13 protein-coding genes are annotated in these 17,646 nt (G+C 70.0%); 4 read left to right on the forward strand and 9 right to left on the reverse strand.

Annotation, left to right across the window (positions count from 1 at the left end; genetic code table 11):
- Positions 1-282: 282 nt before the first annotated feature.
- The gene (locus QQM72_RS38190) at positions 283-2,811 is read left to right on the forward strand and encodes an ATP-dependent Clp protease ATP-binding subunit (RefSeq protein ID WP_314225404.1); all 2,529 of its coding nucleotides are present in this window, start codon (positions 283-285) and stop codon (positions 2,809-2,811) included.
- A gap of 80 nt (positions 2,812-2,891) precedes the next feature.
- On the opposite strand, the gene QQM72_RS38195 is transcribed toward QQM72_RS38190, so the two are convergent.
- On the reverse strand, positions 2,892-5,933 hold the full coding sequence (locus tag QQM72_RS38195) for an NACHT domain-containing protein (protein WP_314225405.1): 3,042 nt from the start codon (positions 5,931-5,933) through the stop codon (positions 2,892-2,894).
- Between the two features lie 174 nt (positions 5,934-6,107).
- Entirely contained in the window at positions 6,108-6,749 is a 642-nt protein-coding gene (locus QQM72_RS38200; protein WP_314225406.1) for an HAD family acid phosphatase, read from the reverse strand.
- A 517-nt stretch (positions 6,750-7,266) separates the two neighbouring features.
- Here QQM72_RS38200 and QQM72_RS38205 point away from each other — a divergent pair.
- Positions 7,267-7,851 (forward strand): M23 family metallopeptidase, encoded by a 585-nt coding sequence (locus QQM72_RS38205; protein WP_314225407.1) that lies wholly within the window; start codon positions 7,267-7,269, stop codon positions 7,849-7,851.
- Positions 7,852-7,862: 11 nt separating this feature from the next.
- Here the strand turns inward: QQM72_RS38205 and QQM72_RS38210 are convergent, their stop codons facing one another.
- Positions 7,863-8,450: a TetR/AcrR family transcriptional regulator gene (locus tag QQM72_RS38210; RefSeq protein WP_314225408.1), complete on the reverse strand. Its 588-nt coding sequence runs from the start codon at positions 8,448-8,450 to the stop codon at positions 7,863-7,865.
- A 166-nt stretch (positions 8,451-8,616) separates the two neighbouring features.
- Between QQM72_RS38210 and QQM72_RS38215 the strand changes: the two genes are divergently transcribed.
- Positions 8,617-10,200: an MDR family MFS transporter gene (locus QQM72_RS38215; protein ID WP_314225409.1), complete on the forward strand. Its 1,584-nt coding sequence runs from the start codon at positions 8,617-8,619 to the stop codon at positions 10,198-10,200.
- 368 nt (positions 10,201-10,568) lie between these two features.
- Here QQM72_RS38215 and cseC read toward each other — a convergent pair whose 3' ends face one another.
- The 5 genes from cseC to QQM72_RS38240 form a co-directional block, all read right to left on the reverse strand.
- On the reverse strand, positions 10,569-11,912 hold the full coding sequence (cseC, locus tag QQM72_RS38220; protein ID WP_314225410.1) for a two-component system sensor histidine kinase CseC: 1,344 nt from the start codon (positions 11,910-11,912) through the stop codon (positions 10,569-10,571).
- Between the two features lie 25 nt (positions 11,913-11,937).
- Positions 11,938-12,639 carry a two-component system response regulator CseB gene (cseB, locus tag QQM72_RS38225; protein ID WP_314225411.1) on the reverse strand — a complete coding sequence of 234 codons (702 nt, stop codon included), beginning with the start codon at positions 12,637-12,639 and terminating at the stop codon, positions 11,938-11,940.
- Between the two features lie 300 nt (positions 12,640-12,939).
- Positions 12,940-13,599: a hypothetical protein gene (locus QQM72_RS38230; RefSeq protein ID WP_314225412.1), complete on the reverse strand. Its 660-nt coding sequence runs from the start codon at positions 13,597-13,599 to the stop codon at positions 12,940-12,942.
- Positions 13,584-14,126: a SigE family RNA polymerase sigma factor gene (locus QQM72_RS38235; protein WP_314225413.1), complete on the reverse strand. Its 543-nt coding sequence runs from the start codon at positions 14,124-14,126 to the stop codon at positions 13,584-13,586. Before QQM72_RS38235 ends, QQM72_RS38230 begins: the two co-directional genes overlap by 16 nt.
- 300 nt (positions 14,127-14,426) lie before the next feature.
- Positions 14,427-15,359 carry an HhH-GPD family protein gene (locus QQM72_RS38240; protein ID WP_314225414.1) on the reverse strand — a complete coding sequence of 311 codons (933 nt, stop codon included), beginning with the start codon at positions 15,357-15,359 and terminating at the stop codon, positions 14,427-14,429.
- Between the two features lie 260 nt (positions 15,360-15,619).
- Here QQM72_RS38240 and QQM72_RS38245 point away from each other — a divergent pair, with 260 nt between their 5' ends.
- Entirely contained in the window at positions 15,620-16,462 is an 843-nt protein-coding gene (locus QQM72_RS38245) for a hypothetical protein (protein ID WP_314225415.1), read from the forward strand.
- Between the two features lie 23 nt (positions 16,463-16,485).
- Here the strand turns inward: QQM72_RS38245 and disA are convergent, their stop codons facing one another.
- The gene (gene disA / locus QQM72_RS38250; RefSeq protein ID WP_020132463.1) at positions 16,486-17,610 is read right to left on the reverse strand and encodes a DNA integrity scanning diadenylate cyclase DisA; all 1,125 of its coding nucleotides are present in this window, start codon (positions 17,608-17,610) and stop codon (positions 16,486-16,488) included.
- Positions 17,611-17,646 lie beyond the last annotated feature (36 nt).

Consider the following 17,646-nt stretch of genomic DNA (forward strand, 5'->3'; position numbering starts at 1 on the left):
GTCGGTTGCAGCGGGTAAGACATCCCTAGTGGGAGGGGGCGACACGCAGGAAAGGCTGTCTCACGTTCGCCATCGGCGTACTGGCGACTGGGGTAACTGCCTGGCCTGCGGGAACATCGTCTCGCACCATCGGGTTGGAGCAGATGTCGGCGTTCGGGGTCAGGAGGCCATCGACGGTGTCGGCAGTTGGAATGAGCGGTCCCCGCTTGCGGGACTAAGCTGCGGAAGGACAGGGAGGGGAAGTTCCCCCCACTGCCTGACCGCTCTGAGGAGCGATTAACGATGTTCGAGAGGTTCACCGACCGCGCGCGGCGGGTTGTCGTCCTGGCTCAGGAAGAAGCCCGGATGCTCAACCACAACTACATCGGCACCGAGCACATCCTCCTGGGCCTGATCCACGAGGGTGAGGGTGTCGCCGCCAAGGCCCTTGAGAGCCTCGGGATTTCGCTCGAGGCGGTCCGCCAGCAGGTGGAGGAGATCATCGGCCAGGGCCAGCAGGCCCCGTCCGGGCACATCCCCTTCACCCCCCGTGCCAAGAAGGTCCTGGAGCTGTCGTTCCGCGAGGCCCTTCAGCTGGGACACAACTACATCGGCACGGAGCACATCCTGCTCGGCCTGATCCGCGAGGGCGAGGGCGTCGCCGCCCAGGTCCTCGTCAAGCTGGGCGCAGATCTGAACCGGGTGCGGCAGCAGGTCATCCAGCTGCTCTCCGGTTACCAGGGCAAGGAGACCGCCGGTGCCAGCGGCGGTCCTGCCGAGGGCACCCCCTCCACGTCCCTGGTCCTCGACCAGTTCGGCCGGAACCTCACCCAGGCCGCTCGTGAGTCCAAGCTCGACCCGGTCATCGGGCGCGAGAAGGAGATCGAGCGGGTCATGCAGGTGCTGTCCCGCCGCACCAAGAACAACCCGGTCCTGATCGGTGAGCCCGGCGTCGGCAAGACCGCCGTCGTCGAAGGCCTCGCCCAGGCCATCGTCAAGGGCGAGGTGCCCGAGACCCTCAAGGACAAGCACCTCTACACCCTGGACCTCGGCGCCCTGGTCGCCGGTTCCCGCTACCGCGGTGACTTCGAGGAGCGCCTGAAGAAGGTTCTCAAGGAGATCCGCACCCGCGGCGACATCATCCTGTTCATCGACGAGCTGCACACGCTGGTCGGTGCGGGTGCCGCCGAGGGCGCCATCGACGCCGCTTCGATCCTGAAGCCGATGCTGGCCCGCGGTGAGCTCCAGACCATCGGCGCGACCACGCTGGACGAGTACCGCAAGCACCTGGAGAAGGACGCGGCCCTCGAGCGCCGCTTCCAGCCCATCCAGGTCGCGGAGCCGTCCCTGCCGCACACGATCGAGATCCTCAAGGGTCTGCGTGACCGGTACGAGGCGCACCACCGTGTCTCGATCACCGACGAGGCGCTGGTCCAGGCCGCCACCCTGGCCGACCGGTACATCTCGGACCGCTTCCTGCCGGACAAGGCGATCGACCTGATCGACGAGGCCGGTTCCCGGATGCGGATCCGCCGGATGACCGCGCCGCCGGACCTGCGCGAGTTCGACGAGAAGATCGCCGGCGTCCGCCGCGACAAGGAGTCCGCGATCGACTCGCAGGACTTCGAGAAGGCCGCCTCCCTCCGCGACAAGGAGAAGCAGCTCCTGGCCGCCAAGGCCAAGCGGGAGAAGGAGTGGAAGGCCGGCGACATGGACGTCGTCGCCGAGGTCGACGGCGAGCTGATCGCCGAGGTCCTCGCGACCGCCACCGGCATCCCGGTCTTCAAGCTGACCGAGGAGGAGTCGAGCCGCCTGCTGCGCATGGAGGACGAGCTCCACAAGCGGGTCATCGGCCAGGTCGACGCCGTCAAGGCGCTGTCGAAGGCGATCCGTCGTACGCGTGCGGGCCTCAAGGACCCGAAGCGTCCCGGTGGTTCGTTCATCTTCGCCGGTCCGTCCGGTGTCGGTAAGACCGAGCTGTCCAAGGCGCTCGCCGAGTTCCTCTTCGGTGACGAGGACGCGCTGATCTCCCTCGACATGTCGGAGTTCAGCGAGAAGCACACGGTGTCGCGGCTCTTCGGCTCGCCCCCCGGATACGTGGGCTACGAAGAGGGCGGCCAGCTGACCGAGAAGGTCCGCCGCAAGCCGTTCTCCGTCGTCCTCTTCGACGAGGTCGAGAAGGCCCACCCGGACATCTTCAACTCGCTGCTCCAGATCCTGGAGGACGGTCGTCTGACCGACTCCCAGGGCCGGGTCGTGGACTTCAAGAACACGGTCATCATCATGACGACCAACCTCGGCACCCGGGACATCTCCAAGGGCTTCAACCTGGGCTTCGCGGCCTCGGGTGACAAGAAGTCGAACTACGAGCGCATGAAGAACAAGGTCTCGGACGAGCTCAAGCAGCACTTCCGCCCCGAGTTCCTCAACCGCGTCGACGACGTCGTCGTCTTCCCGCAGCTGACGCAGGAGGACATCCTGCGGATCGTCGACCTGATGATCGGCAAGGTCGACGAGCGCCTGAAGGACCGGGACATGGGCATCGAGCTCTCCCAGTCCGCCAAGGAGCTGCTGTCCACCAAGGGTTACGACCCGGTGCTGGGTGCGCGTCCGCTGCGTCGCACCATCCAGCGCGAGATCGAGGACACGCTCTCGGAGAAGATCCTCTTCGGCGAGCTGCGCCCCGGTCACATCGTGGTCGTGGACACCGAGGGCGAGGGTGAGAACAAGACCTTCACCTTCCGCGGTGAGGAGAAGTCGGCTCTGCCCGACGTCCCGCCGATCGAGCAGGCGGCCGGCGGCGCCGGACCGAACCTGAGCAAGGACGCGTAACCTCGGCACGATCGAAGGGGCGGCCCCGGGACCATGGTCCCGGGGCCGCCCCTTCGTCTGTTCCGCCGCGCCCCGGGGCGTCACGCGCGGTCGTAGGTGATCCGGGCGGCCGGGAAGATCCCCGCATGGGGTGCGAGGTCGTCGGGGCCCGGATGCATGTCGTCCGACCTGATGAGCACGGTGCGCAGCCGGGGCATCCGCGCGGCCAGCAGCCGCAGCAGAGGGGCGCCGTAGCTCGCGGGAACACGAAGGTCCTCGATTCCGGGCAGTTCCGGCACGTCTTCCTCGGAGCAGGGGAGCGGGCCGTACAGGGAGAGGCTCGTGAGGGCCGGGTGGGCGACGATCTCCTGCCAGTCGGCTGCCGTCAGGGCCGTGGCCAGCGAGCTGAGGCAGAGCGCCGTGAGCGCAGGCCACCGGGACAGGCCGCGCAGCCCGGTGCCCAGCGTGCTCCCGTGTCCCAGGTAGAGGTACTTCAGCGGAGCCTCGGTGGGCAGCGCGTCCGGAAGCGCGTTGCCCGCCAGCGGCTGGCCCACGGAGAGATGATCGAGCGCGCGGAGACGCTCCAGGCCCGTGAGATCGGCGATGGGAGTGAAGACGGCGAGGTCGGTGACCGTCAGCTCGGCCACCGGCTCAAGACCTCGTACGGCAGGGCAGTCGAGGATCCACAGACCGTGCAGGGCCGGGAAGGCCGACAGCTCGCCGAGATGGGTGAGGTCGGGGTTGCGCTCCAGGCTCAGGGTCTGGACCGAGGCCGGCTCGACAACCGCGTCCGCTGCCTCGCGCACGGTCAGCGGCCCCCGGAACGCCACGCTCGGCCATGGGCGCATCCGGCGGAGCGCCTCGCGCTGCTCGGCCGACTCGCAGACGACGAAGAGCCGGTTCCGTGCCAGGTGATCGAGCACCTCCGTCGCGTACTCCCGGACGTCGAAACGACTCCAGGAACCCGAGAGCAGGCGCCGCACGGGGAGCGAGGGGTGTTCGCGGAATCGGCGCAGTACGCCCAGGGCGCCCTCGGGTTCCGCCGCGCCCAGGAGGGAGGCGGTGATCGTGACGCAGCGGGCCTCCACGGAGGTCAGTCCCTCGGGTCCCGGCAGCAGCTCCAGGACCAGGGGCCCCGCTCCGGCCAGCGCGATGGCCTCCTGCGTGGTGCGCGGCGGGATCAGCGCGGCCGCCCGCTCCTCGACCTCCGTGCGCACCGCCGGATCCAGCGCTGCCGTGTGCTCCAGGCAGGCGAGCGCCAGCAGGGTCAGCCGTGGTTCGTCCCGGCTCAGCAACTGCCTTAACAGGTGGCCTCGTTCGCCCGGGCGGGCATGGGCCACAGCCATCCGGACGACGTCCTCCCACTGGGCCTCGTCCGCGTGCCCGACGAGAACGTCGAGATGGCCTTCCTCGATCGCGTACCGGGCACCGAGGTAGTCCTGGAAGGTGCGGTGGACGAAATCGACCACACCGGTCGCGGGCTGGCGCAGCAGGCCGCTGCGCAGCAGCAGGGCGCGCAGCACCGTGGGAGCGTCGGCGGAGCCCGCGGTGGCGGCGAGCGAGGGGAGGCAACGCTCGACGATGCCTTCGGCCGTCGCCAGGCCCATTTCGGTGCGACCGCTCAACACCAGCGCATAGGCGAGGCGTTGGAGTATCTCGAGCTGGGCCTCCTCGCCGGCCTCCACGTCGTCCACTGCGCTCATGCCTCGTTCCCGGTCGCGGCGGGCGAGCAGCATCGCGAGGGCCGCGTCGTACAGCTCCTTGCGGCCGGTGGGTAGATAGCCGCGTCGCTCGCGGTGGAGGGCACAGATGAGACCGCACATGAGGGGGTTCGTGGCGAGGCGCGCCAGATCGCGCTTGGTACGCAGTGCGTCCAGGAGCTGCCCCTCGTACTCGCGCGCGCGGGCCGCCGTGTGCCACCGCCGGACGAACGTGGCGACGTCGGCGCGCTGCATCGGAGCCAGCACCAGCTCGCGGAAGCCCTCGTCGGCCAGCCAGTCGCGGCGTACTGCGGTGGGGCGGGAGGTCAGCAGCCAGCGGTTGCGGGGGAAGGCACGGGTGAGGGCGAGGATCCAGTCGCGGGTGCGGTGCCGGTCGGCTGCGTGGATCTCGTCGAGGCCGTCGACCAGGATCAGGCCGCGGCCGGCGGCCAGGACCCGCTCGGTCCAGCCCTGCGGCGGGGTGAGCGGGCAGCTCACCGCCGTCAGGAAGTCCTCGGGAGACGGGAGAGCGCCCGTCCGGATCAGGCTGCGGAGCGGGAGGACGAACGGGATGTGATCCCCGTCGCGGGCGGCCGACACGGCCAGCCACTGCACGAGCGTCGTCTTGCCGGACCCGGCGTCGCCCCGGAGCAGCACGCGGTCGTGGCCCTCCAGGGCCTCCTCGGCGGGCAGGCGGGCGGGGACCGCGGTCGGGTTCTCGGGCGCGCCGTGCTCGGTGGTCGTTGCCTCCAGGCTCAGATAGGCCACTTCGAGGGGCCATCGGTCGGGGGAGTCCCGTAGATCGATCCCGTAGATCGTGATGTGGTCGTGCCGGCGTGCCAGGTAGGGGAGGTAGCGGCGGTCGAAGGCGGCGTCACCGGTCCCGGGGCGAGGGTGGCGGGCGAGCAGCTCGTCGACCCGGGCGATGAGGTGGGCCTGCGCGCGCGTCTGCTCGACCAGGGTCCGCGCCACGAAGGTGGAGCGGCGGGTGAAGAAGTCCAGGATCTGCAGGCAGGACCACTCGGTCGCGGAGTCGAGGAAGTACCGGGCGTCCGCGGACAGGCCGTCGGCCGCGGACGACCGGCCGCGCAGGCGGTCGGCCAGCTCGCGGTGGCCCAGCCGGACCGCCTGCACGTCGTCCATGTCCAGGTCACCGAGGGCGAGCAGGCGGGTGGAGAGGGCGTCGGCCACCGCGGGTTGCTCGGCTGCGGGGAACGGGAGCTCTCCGGGGGAGGACATGGCCCGGGCGACCAGTTCGTCGGCGAGCCTGCGGACCTCCCTTTCGGTCAGGGTGCGTTTCTCGCTGCGGAAGGACACCAGGTCCTTCAGGCGCACGGGTCTGTCGACGAGCCCGGCGCCCGGCGCCTCGGGGGCGAACAGCTTTCTGAGCAGGGGCGCGATCAGCGCCGAGGCCAGTCTGCCGCCGAGTACCGTCGGCTCCACCCGCCACCTCCGTCGTCGTACGGGAACGGTCGTACACGGGTGGAGCCTTGCCGGAGGAGCCGGAGGGCATGCGGCGTCACCGCCGGTGTCTGCCGGGCCTGACGCGGGGCCCGGCCGATTCGCGGTTGCCTCGGGCCTGGTTCAGGGCCGCGTCAAGCCCGGTTCAGGGCCGCGTCAGGACAGCTGGCCGTCGTAGTCCGGCAGCTTGTACGTCGTCTCGGCGTGGCCGCCAGAGAGGTCGGTGGCGCTGTTGCCGATGTTCGCGATGATCGTGTAGCCCTTGGACTCGATGGCGACGCGCTGGGCGGTCTTGTAGGCGGCGACGTCCTTGAAGAGGTCGAGGAAGCCGCGCACGTAGAGGCCGGAGACCTGGTAGCCGACGTATTTGAGGTTGTAGTCGGTCACCCCGGAGATGATGCCCGGGCGGGCGGTGACGAAGAACAGGGAGACGCCGTGCTCCTGGGCGTACTTGGCCACGTCGAGAACCGGCTTGTTGGCCGGCTGGGGGTAGCTGAAGCCGAAGTCGGTCTCCAGGGTGGTGTTGTCGATGTCGAAGACGATCGCCTGCTTCTCACCCGGCTTGGTGGCGGCGATGCGCTGCTTCAGCGCCGGCAGGGCCTGGTCGACCACGGCCTGGCAGTCCTGCTGCCAGGTGGCGTAGTCGACGTCCTCGGCGGCCGTGGCCGCCGCGGTGGCGACGGTGGAGGTGCCGGTGGCCGTCGCGGCCTGGGCGCCGACCGGTACGGCCATCGCCGTGACGGCTGCCGTCGCCACGGCGGTCATGGCGATGCGGCGCGTCCAGCTGCCTCTGGTCATGTGTGGGGTCCTCTCGCGTCCTTGCACTGCCGGTGTCGTGAGCATGCTGATCGCTGGGGGTGGCCTGAGGGGAACCAGCGGGTTACTGGACGGTAGAGGCCGATGAGAGCCCGATCACAGACCCGTGCACGCGACGTGAGCGGGGTCACAAGTGCCCTGTGGGGTACGGGAGTAGTCGCCGTCACATTCCGAAGTCCCTTGCAAGGGGCGGCCGGTGACATGGCGCACAGGCGATCAGGGCCCCACTAGGGCGGGTAGTAGTAACCCAAATCGGACTAAAACGGACGGACGTCACGGAGGTCTCGATCTTCGCTCAGGCCTCCGGAATGGGCGAGCGGCGCATGTGTCCGGAAAAGGTGTTCTGTCAAGGAGTGGGAAGTTTTGGGGTGAAGTACTAGGTTCCGTCGTAGATCACACGTTTGGGGGCCTGTGGGCCTCGGGGTTACCAAGGGATGGCCACTCCGGCGGAGGTTCACGCCGGGTGGTTTCCTCTGTCCCCGTTCCCATGAGGTCTTCCATGTTCCAGCGCGTCACGTTCCGTTCTTCCCGTACGTCCCAGCTCCGCACTCGCGTGGCCGTCGGCGCCGCCGCCCTGGGCGCCTCGGTCGTGCTGGGGAGCGGAGTGGCGTCCGCCGCCGCGCCTGCCGCCGCGCCCGCCGCGGCCAAGACGGCCGCCTCGGCCGCTTCCTGGATCGACCCGGTGAAGAAGTACACGCTGTCCGCCGGGTACGCCCAGGCCGGTGCGATGTGGCAGTCCACCCACAGCGGTCAGGACTTCGCCGTGCCGAGCGGCACCAAGGTCATGGCCGCGCACGGCGGCACCGTGGTCAAGGCCGGCGGCAACGGCGCCGGCGACGGCCCCGCCTACGGCAACGCCATCGTGATCAAGCACGCCAACGGCGTCTACTCGCAGTACGCCCACCTCTCGCACATCAGCGTGAAGGTCGGCCAGATAGTCAAGACGGGCCAGAAGATCGCCCTGTCCGGCAACACCGGCAACTCCAGCGGCCCCCACCTGCACTTCGAGATCCGCACGACCGCGAACTACGGTTCGGCGATCAACCCGGTCACCTTCCTGCACAGCAAGGGCGTGAAGGTCTGACGCCGAGGTGATCAGGCGCCCTGGTGTGCCTGCGTCACCAGATCGATGGCGACCTCGAGGACGGCTGCGCGCTTGTCCTCGGGGTCGCCTTCGAGGTCCTGGAGGAAGAACATGCCGGCGTGCAGCGTGAAGATGGCGCTCACGCAGCGGACCTGGTCGGTGAGGGGGGCTTCCGGGTCGATGATGATGTCGCGCAGGCCCCGCATGCGGTCCTTGAACGAGTCACCGATCTGGAGCTCGCGCACCGTGGCCTGGTTCTCCTGCATGAAGCGGAAGAGCGGGGTCGCCTCGGAGAGCGCCCGGCTGTAGCGCCGCACGAGTTCCTGCTTGGTGTCCAGGGTGTGCGGCTGGCTCTTGCCCCAGTCGATCAGGTCCTCGATCGGCTTCGTCAGATCGGTGAAGATGCCGACGATGATCTCTTCCTTGGTCTTGAAGTGGTAATACAGGGCCGCCTTGGTGACCTCCAGGCGCTCCGCGATCTCGCGGAGGGAGGTCTTCTCGTAGCCCTGCTCGGCGAAGAGTTCGAGCGCGACGTCCTGGATGCGCTGGCGGGTGTTGCCGCGCCGCTGCTGCTTCGTGCCGTCCATGGTGACGTCCATTCTCGTGGGCCTCGGGTCTCCGTGAAACTTACTTGCCGTCCGGCTAGTTGGACGCGGAAACTTACTTGACGCCCGGCTAGTTGCAGGTCTACCTTCCCAGTGTAGTGAACTAGCCGGGCGGCAAGTAAGTGGCCGACCGGGGGGAAGCCCCAGGGGAGTGGGAATCATGGCGGACACGAAGACAGTCGAGACCCAGGCGGAGAAACCACCGAGGAGCGTGCGGGTCGTCCTGCTCGCGCTGATGATCACGATGATGCTCGCGATGCTCGACAACATGATCGTGGGCACGGCGATGCCGACGATCGTCGGCGAACTCGGCGGGCTCGAGCACCTGTCGTGGGTCGTGACCGCGTACACCCTCGCGACCGCGGCCTCCACCCCGATCTGGGGCAAGATCGGCGACATGTACGGGCGCAAGGGCGCCTTCATGACGTCGATCGTGATCTTCCTGATCGGCTCCGCACTGAGCGGCATGGCCCAGAACATGGGCGAACTGATCGGCTTCCGCGCGATCCAGGGCCTCGGCGCCGGTGGTCTGATGGTCGGCGTCATGGCGATCATCGGTGACCTCATCCCGCCGCGGGAGCGCGGCAAGTACCAGGGCATGATGGCCGGCGTCATGGCGCTCGCGATGATCGGTGGCCCGCTGGTCGGCGGCACCATCACCGACAACTGGGGCTGGCGCTGGTCCTTCTACATCAACCTGCCGCTCGGCGTCGTGTCGCTGGCCCTCATCAGCGCCGTTCTGCACCTGCCGAGGAAGCGCTCGCAGTCGCGGATCGACTACCTGGGCGCCACCCTGCTGACCGTCGGCATCACCTCCATCGTCCTCGTCACCACCTGGGGCGGCTCGGAGTACGCCTGGTCGTCCGCGCGGATCATGGAGCTCATCGGGATCGGCGTCGCCTCGCTCATCGGGTTCGTGTTCTGGCAGACCAGGGCCGCCGAGCCGATCGTGCCGCTGCACATCTTCCGCAGCCGCAACTTCACCCTGATGTCGATCATCGGCTTCGTCACCGGCTTCGTGATGTTCGGCGCCACCCTCTTCCTGCCGCTCTACCAGCAGTCGGTGCAGGGCGCCTCCGCGACCAACTCCGGACTGCTGCTCCTGCCGATGCTCGGCGCCATGCTGGTCACCTCGATGGTGGCGGGCCGGGTGACCACGACCAGCGGCAAGTACAAGATCTTCCCGCTGGTCGGCAGCGTCGCGATGGTCATCGGCCTGTACCTGCTGTCCACCATGGACACCGGGACCAGCCGCCTCACCTCCGGTGTGTTCATGGCCGTCGTCGGTCTCGGCATGGGCTGCCTCATGCAGATCACGATGCTGGTCGCGCAGAACAGCGTCGAGATGAAGGACATGGGCGTCGCGTCCTCGTCCACCACCCTCTTCCGTACGCTCGGCTCCTCCTTCGGTGTCGCGATCATGGGCGCGCTGTTCAACAACCGCGTCCAGGACGTCATGTCCGAGCGGGCCGGCGCGCTGGGTTCGAAGATCACCGAGCAGTCCGCTCAACTGGACGCGGCCAGCCTGGCCAAGCTGCCCGTCGCGGCCCGGGAGGCCTACCAGCACGCGGTGTCTGCCGGTACCCACTCGGCGTTCCTGCTGGGTGCCGTGGTGGCGGTGACCGCACTGGTGGCGGCGGTGTTCGTCAAGGAGGTCCCGCTCAAGGGAGCGGGTCCGCAGAAGGACGGCGAGTCGGCCGACGATGCGGCGGCGCCGCAGCCGCCCCTGGTCGAGGCCGTCTGACCACGCTGTTGTGAGCGCAGGCCCCCCGGCGGTGTCCGCCCCGGGGGGCCTGCGCTTTCCGTACGCCCGAGCCGACGCCGCTCCCCCGGTACCCAGGCGGGCCGACCGGTCCGCTACCGGCCGCGGTGCCTTCCTGGCGGGCGGACCGGACCGCTCATGTCGCCCGCGGTGCCTTCCTGGCAGGCCGACCGGACTGTCCATGACTGCCGCGGTGCCTTGTCGGCGGGCCGACCGGACCGCTCATGTCTGCCGCGCGGCCTTCTTGATCCCGGGGTGCCGCGCGATGCTGTGGGGCGGTGGCTTTCCCGCGACGCGAACCGCGACTTCGACGAAGCGCCCCTGGCCCGGCCCTCCCGCGGTGTCCTGCGTCACGGCATCACCGGGTAGCTTCCCGTGTTCGTCGGCGCGTGTTCGGGCAGCCACAGGACCGCGACGGCACCCTCGGCGGGTATGCGCTCAGGGGCCCCCGCGGGCCGTACGTTGCGGAAGGTCAGCCGGGCGCCGAGTACCCGGGCCTGGCCCGCCGCGATGGTGAGCCCGAGGCCGTGTCCGTGCCCGGCGCGGTCGGCGCTGCCGGTGCGAAAGCGGCTGGGTCCCTCGGCGAGCAGGTCCTCGGGGAAACCGGGGCCGTGGTCGCGGACCCGGATGACACGGCCCTCCACGGTGACCTGGATCGGCGGCTTGCCGTGCCGGGCGGCGTTGGCCAGCAGGTTGAACAGCACGCGCTCCAGGCGCCGGGGGTCGGTCGTGACCATCGACTCGTGCACCACCCGCACTTCGACGTCTGGGTCCTTGGCCGCGACCCGCCGGGCCACGAACTCGCCCAACACGATGTCCTGGAGTTCCGCGCGCTCCGAGGCGCCGTCGAGTCGGGCCACCTCCAGCACGTCCTCGACGAGGGTGCGCATGGCCTTCGCCCGGTCCAGGACCAGCTCCGTCGGCCGGCCGGGCGGCAGCAGCTCGGCGGCCGTCAGCAGTCCCGTCACCGGGGTGCGCAGTTCGTGCGCGATGTCGGCCGTGACCCGGCGTTCGGCCTCCAGCCGCTCCTGGAGCGTGTCCGCCATGGCGTCCACAGCGCTCGCCAGATCGTCGGTCTCGTCCCGTACGACACCGCCTATGGCGTCCCGCACCCGCACGTTCGACTCGCCGCCGGCGACCTGGTTCGCCGCGGCCGCCGCCTTGCGCAGCCGACGCGAGAGCTGCCCGCCGATGAGCACGCCGAGCGCGCTGCCGCCGAGCACGACCGCGATCGAGCCGATCACCAGGGCCTGGTCGAGGTCGTAGAGGATGTCGGTGCTGCGGTCGGTGAAGCCGGTGTGCAGGGACAGCACGTGCCCGTCCTTGACCGGCACGGCCGCCCAGATGTCCGGTACCCCGCGCGTGCGGTACGAGACGAACGTGGCCCGACGGCCCTCCTGGACCTTCTCCCGCAACGACGGCGGCAGGCTGGAGTCGTCGATCTTGATGTTGGGAAAGTTCAGCCGCCCCGACTGCTCGTAATTGTGCTGGGCGATCTGGACGCGTTCGTCGGCGAGGTCACGCGCGTTGTCGAGCATGGACACACGGGCGGCGTTGTGCACGACCAGACTGAGTGCGATCGCCACCAGCGCGCCGACCAGTGCGATCGCCGCGCTCAGCTTCCACCGCAGCCCCGTACGGATGCTCACGCGCTCCGTGCGCGCCGGAACCAGCTGCCGGATCATCCCCCGCATCCTCCTGCCCCTGCCCCTGCCCCGCTCAGGCCTTCAACTTGTAACCGAAGCCGCGGACCGTCTCGATACGGTCCTGGCCGATCTTCGTCCGCAGCCGCTGCACATGGACGTCGACGACCCGGGTGTCCCCGCCCCAGCCGTAGTCCCACACCCGCTCCAGCAGTTTGTCGCGCGAGAGGACCGTGCCCGGGGCGGACGAGAACTCCAGCAGCAGGCGCATCTCGGTCGGGGTCAGCGCCACCGGCTGCCCGGCGCGGCGCACCTCCATCCCCTCCGTGTCGATCTCCAGATCGCCGAACGCCAGCACCCCACCCGCGGTGGCGGCGGCGGGCTCGGTGCGGTCGTCCCCGCCCGCATGACCGAAGCGGCGCAGTACGGCACGGATCCGGGCGACCAGCACGGCGCCGTCGAAGGGCTTGGTCACGTAGTCGTCGGCGCCCGCCTCCAGGCCGAGGACGACGTCGATGGAGTCGGCGCGCGCCGACAACATGATCACCGGCACGGTGGACTCGTCCCGGATGCGCCGGCACAGGCTCACACCGTCCAGGCCGGGCACCATGACGTCCAGCAGCGCGATGTCGGGGCGGTCCGCACGGAACGCCTCCAGGCCCGACAGGCCGTCGGGCATCGCGGTGACCACGAAGCCGTCCCGCTCGAGGGCGAGCTGGGTGGCCTCGCGGATGACGTCGTCGTCCTCGACGAACAGGACGTGGGTCTGGTCTGCCATCCCGGTGCTCTCAGTTCTCGTATGCGGTCTCGTGTGCGTGCGGGCCGTCGGTCTGACGGGCTTCCGCCTGCGTCCCCTCGCTCACCTGTCGGTGAACTGTCGGGTGTGTCCCTTGCTTGGACGCGTGGAGCACGGCGAGCGTTCACTTCGCGCGCGATCCATGTCCGTTCTCCGTGCGGTCCGTCCTTGCGCGTCCCTGCCCCTCCCGCCCGTCCTTGCCCGTCCACCCATTGATCGGAACGAGCGAGCCGATCGGTTCACGCTGTCGCAGAATTCTTCCGCAGGTCGCGTCGGGGCAGGTCAGCCGGTCTCCGGCGCCAGCGTCGGTGCGTCACCGACGACGCTGCTGTAGTCGTTGTGCCAGCTGTACTCCTTCACGAACCGGCCCGAGGTCCAGCGGTACGTGATCACGTTCTCGCCGGACGGGTCGGAGACCGCGTCGCCCTTCTCGTACACCTGCTTGGTCACCACCAGGGCGCCCCGGTCCATCTCCGCGTAGACCGGAGGCTCCTCGGTCTTGAACACGTTCGTGTAGCCGTCGTCGTCCCTGCGGTACACGTACGAGCCCACGCCGACGGCGTCACCGCAGGTAAGCACGTTGACGATGATGTCGTTGCCGGAGCCGCCGGTGAGGTCGCCGTACGAGACGTCGACCGGGTACTCGTCGCCGACGCAGGGCTGCAACTCGCGCTTTACCTCGGCCGAGACCTCGGGGTCGTCCTTGACCAGCCGGACCGCGTCCGTTCGGTCGGGGGGCTCGGTGGAGGCGGACGAGGGGGCGGCCGTCGCGCCCGCCACCGCGTCGGCGTGGGCCGGGCCCTCGTCGCGGGCACCGGTGCCGCCGGTGGCGCAGGCGGAGACGGAAAGGGCGAGGGCGGCGAGCACGGACATCGCCGTGATCGCCGCCTGGATGGTGCTTCGGGCCGGTGTGGGCCCGGCCTCGGTCAGGCCGCCGCGCAACGCTCCCGCTCCTCACGCTCCAGCGCGCGTGCGTCCAGATCGCGGGCTTCCAGCTCCTCGCGGAGCCGGGCGAGCGCCCGGTGCAGCGTGCTCTTGACCGTTCCGGCCGACATGCCGAGGGCAGCGGCCGTCTCCTCCGTGGACATCTGCTCCCAGTGTCGCAGTACCACGACACTGCGCTGCTTCGGAGCGAGCACCTTCATCGCGTCCATCAGCAGGGCGCGGTCGGCGTGCTGCTCGGTGGCGTCGTCGACACGGGCGTCCGGGAGCTGCTCGGTCGGAACCTCCTCGAGCTTGCGGGCCCGCCACCACTCCGTACGTGTGTTGATCATGACCCGGCGCAGGTAGGCGTCCGCGAGTCGCTTGTCGGCGATGCCGTCCCAGCGGCCGTACGTGCGGGCCAGCGCGGTCTGGAGGAGGTCCTGCGCGTCGACCGGGTCCGGGACCAGACGGCGGGCGCTGCGCAGCAGCGCGTCCTGCCGTGTGCGGACGTATTCCTCGAACTTGAGCACCTCGCCCTGTGCCATGGTCAACCGCCTCCGCTTCCCCGTACCGGCGGACTGCCGCCGCCGGTTCACTGCCTGTGGTCTGTAGCCCTCGTGGTCCTGCCGGGTACGCAAATGAAGCTACGGAGCGGTTGTCACGGCGTTGTCCGAGGCAGCCTGCGGCCAGCGCTCAGCTGTCCGTCGGTTGTGTAACGGAAAGAGGTTTGGGGTAGAGACACACGCCGAATGGCTCTGCTATGAGGTGATTCGTACAGCCGTCGGGCGTGACAAACGCCCGACGGCCGTCGTGATGAAGCCGCGTACCTGTGAAATGACCGTGCGTCAGGTCAGCGGCAGGCGGTACAGCCCGCCAGGGAGCGGCTCCACGAGTCCGTCCGCGACGAGACCGTCCAGGGCACGCGCGCGTTGCACCGGCTCGTGCCACACCCGGTCCAGAGCGGCCTGCGGCACGGGGGTGTGCGCGTCCCGCAGGACGGCGAGCAGCTTGCCCCTGACCTGCCGGTCGGTGCCCGCGTACGTCTGGCCCCGGCGCGGCGGGCCGTCGTGCTCCGGCTTGCCCGCGAGCCGCCAGGCGCACTGTGCCGCGATCGGGCAGCGCACGCAGGTCTCGTTCTTCGCCGTGCAGACGAGGGCGCCGAGTTCCATGGACGCGGCGGCCCACCGCGCGGCGGTCGGCTCGTCGTCGGGCAGCAGGGCGCGGGCCAGTTTGCGCTCGGCGGCCGTGGTGGCGTTCGGCGGGTACCGCACGCCCGTGACGGCGCGTGCGAAGACGCGGCGGACGTTGGTGTCCAGGACGGCGTGCCGCTGCCCGTAGGCGAAGGAGGCGACGGCCGCGGCCGTGTACTCGCCGATGCCGGGCAGGGCCAGAAGCTGCGCGTGCCCCGACGGTACGTCGCCGCCGTGCCGTTCCGTTATCGCCACCGCCGCGCCGTGCAGCCGCAGGGCGCGGCGCGGGTAGCCGAGCCGCCCCCATGCGCGTACGGCCTCGCCCGGGGACTCCGCGGCCAGGTCGGCGGGGCGCGGCCAGCGGGCGATCCACTGCTCGTAGACCGGCAGCACGCGGCTGACCGGTGTCTGCTGGAGCATGAACTCGCTGACCATCACGCCCCAGGCGCCGGCCTCGGGGCGCCGCCAGGGCAGGTCACGGGCGTTCTCGTCGAACCAGTCGATCACCGGGGCGTGCAGGTCGGTCGCGGTGGCGTCGGCGTCGGAGCGGGCGGGGGAGCGGTGCGGGGGCTTCGTGGGCGCAGTCATGGCCCTTCCGATCCTGCCATGCGGACCGGGGCACGCGCGCGTACCGCCGCTCTGCCGGGCGGGGTCCCGCGGGCGCGCCACGCGCGCGTGCCCGGGGTCGTGGCCAGAGGTGCAACGGGTGCGATCGGCAAGGCGGGGCGGGCGTACGGACCGAAGTCGGGTACGGGGGAAACGGTTTCCGGGATGATGATCCGGAAAAGTTGCGATCCTGGCGGCGGGTGGGGCCAGCGAAGCCGTCGATCTCTCGTACAGTTTGCGCCGTGGGATCTCTGCGCAATCCGGTCGGGCCGCTTCCCTCCTCCATCTACTGGCGTCGGAGGGTCGTACTGCTGTCCGTGTTCGCCTTGTTGGCACTGCTGACCCTCTGGGTGGTGACCTCGGGCGGGGGCGGCAAGAAGAACGGTGCCGACGGCGGCGGGGGCAAGAATCCCGCCTCCTCCATCACGCCGGGGCCGTCCGGATCAGGGCCCGCGATCAGCCAGAACCCGGGTGGCCGCGACGAGTCGAGCGACGGCACCTCCAGCGGGTCCGGCTCGGGTTCTGGTTCGGGTGCGGACGGCGGGACCGGGTCGGGCGGCTCGGCCGGTGACTCGGCGGGAGCCGGGAGCACCGACGACGGTGCCAACGGGAGCGGCAGCGAAAGCGGCGGCAGCGGCGGCGGCAGCGGTACGGGGACCACGCTGCCGGTCGGGACGACCCTGCCCAACTGCACCGCCGGGGCGGTCACGTTGACCCTGCGCAGTCCCCAGAACTCCTACTCGCCCGACCAGACGCCCACGTTCCAGCTGATCGCGAAGAACGCCTCGGGGAGCGACTGCAAGGTCGATCTCGGTCCGAAGGCCACGGTGTTGACGATCACCCAGACCGGCGGCGACGACGCGTACTGGTCGTCCGCCGACTGCCCCAGGACCGCCGGAAGCCTGCTGTACCGGGTGCCGGCCGGGAACAGCTTCACGTACACCGTGAAGTGGGACCGCAAGCCGAGCGCCCCCGAGTGCGCGACGCCCCCGGCGGGAGTGGCCGGAGCGGGTACGTACCTGGTGGAGGCGAAGGCGCCGGGGTTCGCCAAGGCACAGACGTCGTTCGTGCTGAAGGACGACTAGAGCGACCCGGACGTTTCGGCCGGCTAGACGTAGCGCTCCAGGATCGACGACTCCGCCAGCCGTGACAGGCCCTCGCGGACACTCCTGGCCCGCGCCTCGCCCACGCCGTCCACCGTCTGAAGGTCGTCGACGCTCGCGGCGAGAAGCTTCTGGAGGCCGCCGAAGTGCTCGACGAGACGGTCGATGATCGCGCCGGGCAGCCGCGGCACCTTCGCCAGCAGCCGGAAGCCGCGGGGCGAGACCGCCGAGTCGAGGGCCTCGGGAGAACCGGTGTAGCCCAACGCGCGTGCCACCGTGGACAGTTCGAGGAGTTCGGCGTGGCTGAGCGCGTTCAGCTCGTACAGCGCCTCGTCGACCGTGCGGGATCGCTTGGCCGTGGGCTCGGGCACGTAGTCCCGGACCACCAGCTCGCGCTCCGGCTCCACGCCCGCGATCAACTCGTCGAGCTGGAGGGCGAGCAGCCGCCCGTCCGTGCCCAGTTCGACCACGTATTCGGCGATTTCGGTGGCGATGCGGCGCACCATCTCCAGGCGCTGGGCCACCGCGGAGACGTCCCGGACCGTCACCAGGTCCTCGATCTCCAGCGCTGACAACGTTCCCGCGACCTCGTCCAGGCGGAGCTTGTACCGCTCCAGGGTCGCGAGCGCCTGGTTCGCGCGGGACAGGATCGCCGCGGAGTCCTCCAGGACGCGGCGCTGTCCGTCGACGTACAGGGCGATCAGACGCATGGACTGGGAGACGGAGACGATCGGGAAGCCGACCTGCTTGCTGACCCGGTCCGCCGTGCGGTGCCGGGTGCCCGTCTCCTCCGTGGGGATCGTGGGGTCCGGCACCAGCTGGACGCCGGCCCGGAGGATCTTCGACAGGTCGGAGGAGACCACGATGCCGCCGTCGAGCTTGCACAGCTCACGCAGGCGCGTGGCCGCGAACTCCACGTCCAGGACGAACCCGCCCGTGCACATCGCCTCGACCGTCTTGTCGGAGCCCAGCACGATGAGTCCCCCGGTGTTGCCGCGAAGGATCCGCTCCAGGCCGTCGCGCAGGGCCGTGCCGGGAGCCACCGCGCTCAGCGCGGCGCGCATCAGGCCGTCGGCACCGGAACTCCCACCGGACTTTCCGGGAGCTGCCGCCCGGTCGTTGGCTGCCACTGCACTCCTCCGGTCACAGGTCTGGGATGCTCCCGT

This window comes from Streptomyces zaehneri, assembly GCF_032248645.1.
In the GTDB taxonomy this organism is placed as follows: domain Bacteria; phylum Actinomycetota; class Actinomycetes; order Streptomycetales; family Streptomycetaceae; genus Streptomyces; species Streptomyces coriariae.